The 8,545-nt window shown below is 74.6% G+C and carries 5 protein-coding genes and 1 pseudogene; 5 read left to right on the top strand and 1 reads right to left on the bottom strand.

Features of this window, described 5'->3' with window-relative positions:
- Positions 1-3,173: S8 family peptidase (locus B0E53_RS30085; protein ID WP_107079091.1), on the top strand; the 3,173-nt coding region annotated here is incomplete at its 5' end.
- A 39-nt stretch (positions 3,174-3,212) separates the two neighbouring features.
- Here the strand turns inward: B0E53_RS30085 and B0E53_RS30090 are convergent.
- Positions 3,213-4,196 carry a helix-turn-helix domain-containing protein gene (locus tag B0E53_RS30090; protein WP_107079092.1) on the bottom strand — a complete coding sequence of 328 codons (984 nt, stop codon included), beginning with the start codon at positions 4,194-4,196 and terminating at the stop codon, positions 3,213-3,215.
- Between the two features lie 79 nt (positions 4,197-4,275).
- On the opposite strand from B0E53_RS30090, the gene recN reads away from it, so the two are divergent.
- The 4 genes and pseudogenes from recN to B0E53_RS30110 form a co-directional block, all read left to right on the top strand.
- Positions 4,276-6,033 carry a DNA repair protein RecN gene (gene recN / locus B0E53_RS30095; protein ID WP_107079093.1) on the top strand — a complete coding sequence of 586 codons (1,758 nt, stop codon included), beginning with the start codon at positions 4,276-4,278 and terminating at the stop codon, positions 6,031-6,033.
- Between the two features lie 118 nt (positions 6,034-6,151).
- Entirely contained in the window at positions 6,152-7,330 is a 1,179-nt protein-coding gene (gene steA / locus B0E53_RS30100; protein ID WP_107079094.1) for a putative cytokinetic ring protein SteA, read from the top strand.
- A gap of 27 nt (positions 7,331-7,357) precedes the next feature.
- Complete coding sequence (locus B0E53_RS30105) at positions 7,358-8,299, top strand: copper transporter (RefSeq protein ID WP_107079095.1); 942 nt, start codon at positions 7,358-7,360, stop codon at positions 8,297-8,299.
- Positions 8,300-8,364: 65 nt separating this feature from the next.
- A pseudogene (locus B0E53_RS30110) lies at positions 8,365-8,545 on the top strand (hypothetical protein); the annotation flags it as partial.

Here is an 8,545-nt window from a genome sequence, read left to right on the forward strand (position 1 = left end):
GGACCGCGGGCGCCACGCCCCGGCTCGGCGCCGGCATCGCCCGGATCTGGCTCGACGGACGGGTGCACCCGGCGCTCGAGCACAGCGTGCCGCAGATCGGCGCCCCGGCGGCCTGGGCGGCCGGCCGGGACGGCACCGGCGTGCGCGTCGCGGTGCTGGACACCGGCGTCGACGCCACCCACCCCGACCTGGCCGGCCGGATCGCCGAGGCGCAGGACTTCACCGGCGGCGGCAGCACCCGCGACGGGCACGGCCACGGCACCCACGTGGCCGCCACCATCGCGGGCAGCGGCGCCGCCTCGCAGGGCCTGCGCAAGGGCGTCGCGCCCGGCGCGCGACTGCTGATCGGCAAGGTGCTCGACGACGGCGGCAGCGGCTACGACTCGGGGATCATCGCGGGCATGGAGTGGGCCGCCCACTCCGGCGCGAAGGTGGTCAGCATGAGCCTCGGCGGCCCGCCCACCGACGGCACCGACCCGATGAGCCAGTCGGTGAACGATCTCACCGCCGAGACCGGCGCGCTCTTCGTCGTCGCCGCCGGCAACGAGGGCGCGGCGGGCACCGTCGGGACGCCCGGCGCGGCCAGTGCGGCGCTCACCGTCGGCGCGGTGGACCGCGACGACAACCTTGCTGACTTCTCCAGCCGCGGCCCGCGGGTGGGCGACAACGGTCTGAAGCCGGAGATCACCGCGCCGGGCGTCGGCATCGTCGCGGCCCGCGCCTCCGGCACGACCATGGGTACGCCGGTGGACGACGCGTACACCCGGGCGTCCGGGACGTCCATGGCCACCCCGCACGTGGCCGGCGCGGCCGCGATCCTCGCCCAGGACCATCCGGACTGGGACGCCGGGAAGCTCAAGGACGCGCTGGTCAGCACGACCAAGGCGAACCCCGCGCTGACCGTCTTCGAGCAGGGCGGCGGCCGGGTCGACGTGGCGCGCGCGCTGAGCCAGCGGGTGTACGGCACGGCCACCGCCGACTTCGGCCGGGTGAACACCGGCGGCGCGGCGACGGAGCGGACCGTGACGTACACCAACGGCACGTCGTCGCCGCAGACCCTGCGGCTGGCCCTGGAGCTGCGCAACCTCGACAGCGGTGCGGCCGAGCCGGACGGGGTGTCGCTCGACGGCACCGAGGTGACCGTGCCGGCCGGCGGCAGCGTGGCCGTTCCGCTGCGCGCCGACCCGGCGAAGCTGGAGCGCGGCGTGCACGGCGGCTGGCTGGTGGCGACCGGCGCGGACGGTCTCGCCGTACGCACGGCCGTCGGGCTCACCCTCAGCGGCCCGACCCACACCGTCACCCTGCGCGCGCTGGACATGGCCGGGCAGCCCGGCCTGGCGTCGGTGTTCACCCTCTTCGGCGAGCACCGGGAGTCGGACCACCTCGGTTGGATCCCCGGCGACGTGCAGGTGCAGGTCGAGGAGGGCCCGTACCTGCTGGAGGGGCTGATCGACCACGGCGCCCCGCTGGACGAGCAGATCACCCTGGTCACCGACCCCGAGCTCATGGTGGATCGCGACCTCACCGTGGTGCTCGACCCGCGCAAGGGCACTCCGGTGCGGATCGAGACGCCGAAGCCGTCCGAGCAGCGGGCGGCGATCAGCTTCTACGAGCACCGGGTCTTCGGCAACGGGCGGCAGGTCGACCACGGCGTCATGACCTTCAGCACGACCCAGCAGGTCAACGTCACCCCGACGCGGCCGGTGAGCCGGGGCGAGTTCGAGTTCGCCTCCCGCTGGCAGCTGGTCGCGCCCATGGTGGACGCCCAGGTCAGTGACGTCTCCGGTCCGCTGGACATCAACCTGCTGGGCCAGTCGCCGGCTCCGGCGGGCCGGCGGAAGCTCCCGCTGGTCTGGGCGGGCGACGGCACCGCCGCCGAGCTGGCCCGGGCCGGGGTCCGAGGTGCGGCCGCGCTGGTGGCCGGCAGCTACGACCGCGCCGAGGAGGACCAGGTCGCCGACGCCACGGCGGCCGGCGCCGCCATGGTGCTCGTCGTCCGCCCGGAGGACCGGAGCGCGTGGACGGTCTGGCGCCCGGACGGGGACCGGTTGCCGATCCCGTCGCTGGTGGTCGCGTACGACGACGGACAGCCGATGATCGCGGCGGCGAAGCGCGGCCGCGCGACCCTGGACGTGACGCTGACCGTGGACAGCCCCTACCTCTACGACGTGTGGCAGGTGTCGAAGGGGCGGGTCCCGGAGCGGATCGTGCACCGGGTGACGGCGGACAACACCGCCGAGGTGACCGCCCGCTACGCCGACACCGGCGGGTCCGACTGGGCCAGTGAGCAGCGGTTCGGCTGGCGCCCCTGGCAGGAGTACTCCTGGAACGACGACCAGCGGATGGTGCGTACCGGCACCACCCGGCAGGAGTTCGTCAGCGCCGGGGACTCCTGGTGGCAGCAGCGGGTCCTGCACCGACTCACCTGGTCCTGGGGGCCGCTGCTCGGCGGGCTCACCCAGCAGCCCCGGCGGTACGCCGCCGACGACCGGGTCGCCGAGACCTGGCACGCCCCGGTGATCCGGCCGGCCGTTCCGGCGGGCGCCGGAGCGGTGCCCACGCGCACCGGCGACACCCTGAACCTGCCGGTGGCGGAGTTCGTCGACGCGGACGGCCACTACGCCTCGGCCGGCTGGGGCGAGGAGCGGGACACCGTCGAGCGCCGGCTGAGCCGCGACGGGCAGCAGATCGCCGACCTCTCCGGCGGCTGGGCGCCGGTGCCGACCACCCCGGGTGCGGCCCGGTACCGGCTGGACCTCACCACCCAGCGGTCCTCGGACGAGTGGCGGTGGGGCACCCGTACCGAGACGGCCTGGGAGTTCACCTCGGCCCGCCCGGCCGGGGACGCCGCCCGGCCGCTGCCGCTGCTCCAGGTCGACTACCGGGTCCCGGCCGACCTGCGCGGCGAGGTGGCCGGTGGCCGGCCGCACCAACTGGAGCTGACGCTGCGTCAGCCGGCGGGCCTGCCGGCGCCGACCGGCGGGGCCGTCCGGGTCGAGGTGTCGTTCGACGGTGGGCGGAGCTGGCGGACGGTGGCGGTGCACGGCTCGGGCACCCGGTTCACCGCCGTGGTGCCGGCCGGGCACGGCACGGTGTCGCTGCGGACGCACGCCCGGGACCGCGCCGGGAACACCGTCGAGCAGACCGTGGTGGACGCGTACGGGCTGCGCTGAGCGGGGCGGGCGGGGCGGCCCGGTGCCGCCCCGCCCGGCTCAGATCCAGCCCCGCCGGGCGACCTGGAAGGCCAGCCCCGGTCGGGTGTCCACGCCGGCGAGTTCCATCAGGTCGGCCAGCCGGCGCTGCACCGTACGCCGGCTCACGCCGAGCTGCGAGGCGATCGACTTGTCCGGCACGCCGGCCACGAAGAGCGACAGCAGCCGGGCCTCGTCCGGGTCCGGCCGGTAGCCGACCGCCTCCGGGGCGTCCGGCGGGGCGGCCGAGGGCAGCGGCGTCGCCATCAGCCAGTGGCTCTCGAAGAGGGCGAGCAGCGCGTCCAGCAGTTGGCTGCGGCCGATCACCGCGGCGGTCGGGTCGCCGCTGTCCCGCTCCGGCACCAGCGGGCAGACCGCCGTCCGGCCGTCCACGATGGCCAGCCGGACGGGCAGCCGGTCGAGGACGCGGGCCTGCTCGCCGGCGCGTACGCCCTGCTCGACGTCCGCGAGGGCGCCCGGTTCGAGGAGCATCTCGCGTTCGTAGATGGCCCGGTAGCGGACCCCGCGGGCCAGCGCGTCGAACTCCTCGACGTTCTCCTGTCCCGGCATGGCCAGCGGGTTGGCCCGGCAGAACCAGAGCACCTCGGCCCGGGCGCCGTTCTGCAGGTCGCGCAGGCGCTCGCGGAGCGCCCGGGCGCCGGTGACCACCTCGACCAGGTGCCCGGCGTCGTGCCGGCGCATCCCGGCCCGGTACTCCTCGGTGAGCTGGGTGACCGCCGCGCGGGCCGACTCCAGCGCCTCCTGGCGGCGCAGCAGCGCCTCGCCGAGCGGGACGTCGGGCGCCAGCGGCCGCAGCGGCGCGTCGGGGTCCGGTCCGACCGGCGGCACCAGTCCCTTGCCGCGCAGGGCGTCGAGCTGGGCCAGGATGTCCGCGCGCGGGCGGCGCAGCCGCTCGGCCAGCTCCCCGACCCGCGCGGTCGTGAGCTGCACCAGGCAGCGGTAGAGCTGCTCCTCGTCCGGGGTCAGGCCGATCACGTCCAGCACGGGGCAGAACTGTACGACCCCACCGGCTGCCCCGCGCCGGCTGGTCAAGTGTCGGAGGACGCGTCTACTGTCGGGTGCTGTGCTGGAAGAGCTGCGCATCACCGGACTGGGCGTCATCGAGGACACCACGCTGCCGCTGACCGGCGGGATGAACGTCATCACCGGCGAGACCGGTGCGGGCAAGACCATGGTGGTGACCGGCCTCGGCCTGCTCTTCGGCGGTCGGGCCGACGCCGGCCGGGTCCGCGCCCAGCCGGGCCGCGCGGTGGTGGAGGGCCGGTTGCGCCTGCTCGGCCGGGTGGCTGAGACGGTGCACGCCCGGATCACCGACGCGGGCGGCGAGCCCGACGAGGACGGCTCGCTGCTGCTGAGCCGCACGGTCACCGTCGAGGGCCGGTCCCGGGCGCACCTGGGCGGCCGCAGCATGCCGGTGTCGATGCTGGGCGAGGTCGGCGAGCAGGTGGTGGCCGTGCACGGCCAGTCCGACCAGCTGCGCCTGCTGCGCCCGGCCGAGCAGCGGGCCGCGCTCGACCGGTTCGCCGGCCCGGAGCACGAGAAGCTGCTCGACGCGCTGCGCGAGGCGTACACCCGGTGGCGGGGGGTGGTCGACGACCTGGCCGACCGGCGGCGCAACGCCCGTGAGCGCAACCAGGAGGCCGACCTGCTCCGGCTCGGCCTCGACGAGATCACCCGGGTCGACCCGCAGCCCGGCGAGGACGACGAGCTGAAGGCGGAGGCGCAGCGCCTGGAACACGCCGAGGGGCTGCGCACCGCGGCCCAGGTGGCCCAGCAGTGCGTGGCCGGCGGCGTGGAGGCGGCCGACGACACCCCCGACGCCACCGCGCTGCTCGGCACCGCGCGGCGCACGCTGGAGGCGCAGGCCGGCACCGACCCCGCCCTCGGCGAGCTGGCCGCCCGGCTTGAGGAGGCGGCCACCCTGGTCACCGACGTCTCCGCCGAGCTGTCGAGCTATCTCGCCGCGCTGGACGCCGACCCGGCCCGCCTGCAGACGGTCTACGAGCGCCGGGCCGCGCTGCGCGGGCTCACCCGCAAATACGCCGACGACGTCGACGGCGTGATCGCCTGGGCCGAGCGGGCCCGCACCCGGCTGTCCGACCTGGACACCTCCGACGATCTGCTGGACGAGCTGGACAAGGAGGCGGCCCGGCTCGCCGGTGAGGTGGCCGACCTGGCCGGCCGCGTCTCCACCTCCCGGCAGGAGGCCGCGGTCCGCTTCGCCGAGCAGGTCACCGTCGAGCTGGCCGGGCTGGCCATGCCGCACGCCCGGATCGAGGTGGCCGTGCTGCCCCGGCCGGTCGGCCGGTCGGAGCCGAGCCTGCCGGTCAACGGGGTCGAGGCCGGCGTCGGGCCGGACGGCGCCGACGAGGTGGAGCTGCGGCTGCTCGCCCACCCGGGCGCGCCGGCGCTGCCGTTGCAGCGGGGCGCCTCCGGCGGCGAGCTGTCCCGGGTGATGCTCGCCATCGAGGTGGTGTTCGCCGGCTCCGGCGGCCCGCCCACCCTGGTCTTCGACGAGGTCGACGCCGGCGTCGGCGGGCAGGCGGCCGTGGAGATCGGCCGGCGGCTGGCCCGGCTGGCCCGCAGCCACCAGGTGCTCGTGGTCACCCACCTGCCACAGGTCGCGGCGTTCGCCGACCGGCACCTCGTGGTGGCGAAGGACACCGGGGGAGCGGTCACCACCAGCGGCGTGCGGGTGGTCGAGGACACCGAGCGGGCCCGGGAGCTGGCCCGGATGCTCGCCGGTTTGCCGGACTCGGACCTGGGTATCGCGCATGCCGAGGAGCTCCTGGCCGTGGCGGCCAAGGAAAGGCGCCCGTGATGCCGAGATTGTGAGCGCAAGCACACCGGCGTGCGCTCCGGTGTGCTTCCCTGGGTAGGCGGCCCTGCTCAGGCATGTCGCGACAGCAAAACCTGCCTCACATGCCAGGATGGTCACGATGCGTCTACCCACGTTGCGCCGGACCCGGAACGCGGAACCGGGCACAGTCCTCGGTACCGCGCGCCTCGACCGCCGGACGAAACGCCTGGTCGGCCGGCTCCGCCCGGGGGACATCGCGGTGATCGACCACGTCGACCTGGACCGGGTGGCGGCCGACTCGCTGGTTGCCGTCGGTGTCGCCGCCGTGCTCAACGTCAAGCCGTCGGTCTCCGGGCGCTACCCGAACCTCGGCCCCGAGGTGTTGATCTCGGCGGGCATCCCCCTCCTGGACGACCTCGGCGAGAGTGTCTTCGAGCAGATCCGCGAGGGCGAGGTGGTGCGCATCGAGGGCAACACGGTCTTCGTCGGCGAGGAGCCGGTCGCCCACGGCACCCTCCAGGACGCCGAGACGGTCGCCAAGTCGATGGCCGACGCCCGGGAGGGGCTGTCGGTGCAGTTGGAGGCGTTCGCCGCCAACACCATGGACTACCTCAAGCAGGAGCGCGACCTGCTGCTCGACGGCGTCGGCGTGCCGGAGATCCAGACCCAGCTCCAGGGCCGGCACTGCCTCATCGTGGTCCGCGGCTACGACTACAAGGCCGACCTGGACGTGCTGCGCCCCTACATCCGCGAGTTCAAGCCGGTGCTGATCGGCGTGGACGGCGGGGCCGACGCGCTGGTCGAGGCCGGCTACACCCCCGACATGATCATCGGCGACATGGACTCGGTCACCGACGACGTGCTGCGCTGCGGGGCCGAGGTGGTCGTGCACGCCTACCCGGACGGCCGGGCGCCGGGCCTGGCCCGGGTCAACGGCCTCGGGGTGCCGGCTATCACCTTCCCGGCCGCGGCGACCAGCGAGGACCTGGCCATGCTGCTGGCCGACGAGAAGGGCGCCTCGCTGCTGGTGGCCGTCGGCACCCACGCCACCCTGGTGGAGTTCCTCGACAAGGGCCGGGGCGGCATGGCCTCGACCTTCCTGACCCGGCTGAAGGTGGGCGGCAAGCTGGTTGACGCCAAGGGCGTCAGCCGGCTCTACCGGCAGAGCATCTCCGGCTCCTCGCTGCTGCTGCTCATCCTCTCGGCGGTGGCCGCGATGGCCTCCGCGGTGGCGGTCTCCACGGTCGGCAAGGCGTATTTGGGCGTGGTGTCGGAGTGGTGGGACAATTTCGTGTTCCAGCTCGGCCAGCTCTTCTAGCTCCCCGACGATCAAGAGGCTGCAAGCGTGATCAACTTCCGCTACCACGTGGTGTCCCTGACCGCGGTCTTCCTGGCGTTGGCGATCGGCCTGGTGGTCGGCACCGCCGCCCTCAACGGGCCGGTGGCCGACTCGCTCAAGGAGCGGGTCAACGGGCTCAGCAAGGACAACTCGCTGATGCGCCAGTCGGTCAACAACCTCCAGAAGGAACTGGACATGGAGGAGGACTTCGCCGCCGAGATGGCGCAGGTCGTCCTCCCCGGCAAGCTGAGCGGCCGGCGGGTGCTGGTGCTCAGCCTGCCCAGCGGCCGGGACCACACCGAGGGCGTGGTGAAGATGCTCCAGCTCGCCGGGGCAAACGTCACCGGCCGGATCGACGTGCAGGACAAGTTCATCAACCCGGACAGCAACAACAACCTGCTGGAGCTGGCGGTCACCGCGGCCCGGCCGAACAGCGTGCCCACCTCCGGCCTGCCGGGCAACGGGCACGGTGTGGAGACCTCCAGCGCGCTGCTCGCCAGCGTGCTGCTGGACCGGCCGCAGGGCACCCCGGCCGTCACCGACGCGGATCGCCGGGCGGTGGTCCAGCAGTACGCCACCTCCGGCTACCTCAGCTCGGAGAACAAGATCTCCGGCGCCGCCGAGGCGGTCGTGCTGGTCAGCGGCCAGCCGTACGTCGACAAGTTCTCGGCGGAGAAGGACGAGTCGGTGGTGAAGATCGCCGAGCAGTTCGACCGGGCCGGCGCCATCGTGGTCGGCGGCATGGGCTCCGCCGGCGGCAACGTGGTCTCCGTGGTCCGGGGCGACCCGGTGCTCGCCCAGACCATCTCGACCGTCGACAACGCCAACACCGTGCAGGGGCAGTTGGTCACCAGCCTGGCCCTGGTGCAGCAGCTGACCGAGAAGAAGGCCGGCCAGTACGGCGTCGGCGACAACGCGGCCGCGCTGCTGCCTAAACTGCCCCAGTGACCGCTGGGCCGGCGTATGTCCGGTCCGTACCGCGTCGCGCTGGACATCCGGATCGGAGGGGTCGCGTGAGACTGGGTCGGCTGCTGGCCGTCGGCGCGGGGGCGCTGGCCGCCCGCTACGTACTGCGGGAGGTGCGCAGCTCGCCGGGCGCGCCGGCGCTGGAGCGCACCAACTTCCGGGGCCGGACGGTCACCCTGGCCGCCGGCCCGGCCCTCGCGGTCGGCGCGGCCACCGCGGGCGCGCTCG

The sequence above is a fragment of the Micromonospora sp. MH33 genome, assembly GCF_003013775.1.
GTDB lineage: Bacteria > Actinomycetota > Actinomycetes > Mycobacteriales > Micromonosporaceae > Micromonospora > Micromonospora fulviviridis.

Coding starts and splice junctions, on each gene's coding strand:
- steA (WP_107079094.1), top strand. CDS start 6,152: ATGCGTCTACCCACGTTGCGCCGGACCCGGAACGCGGAACCGGGCACA.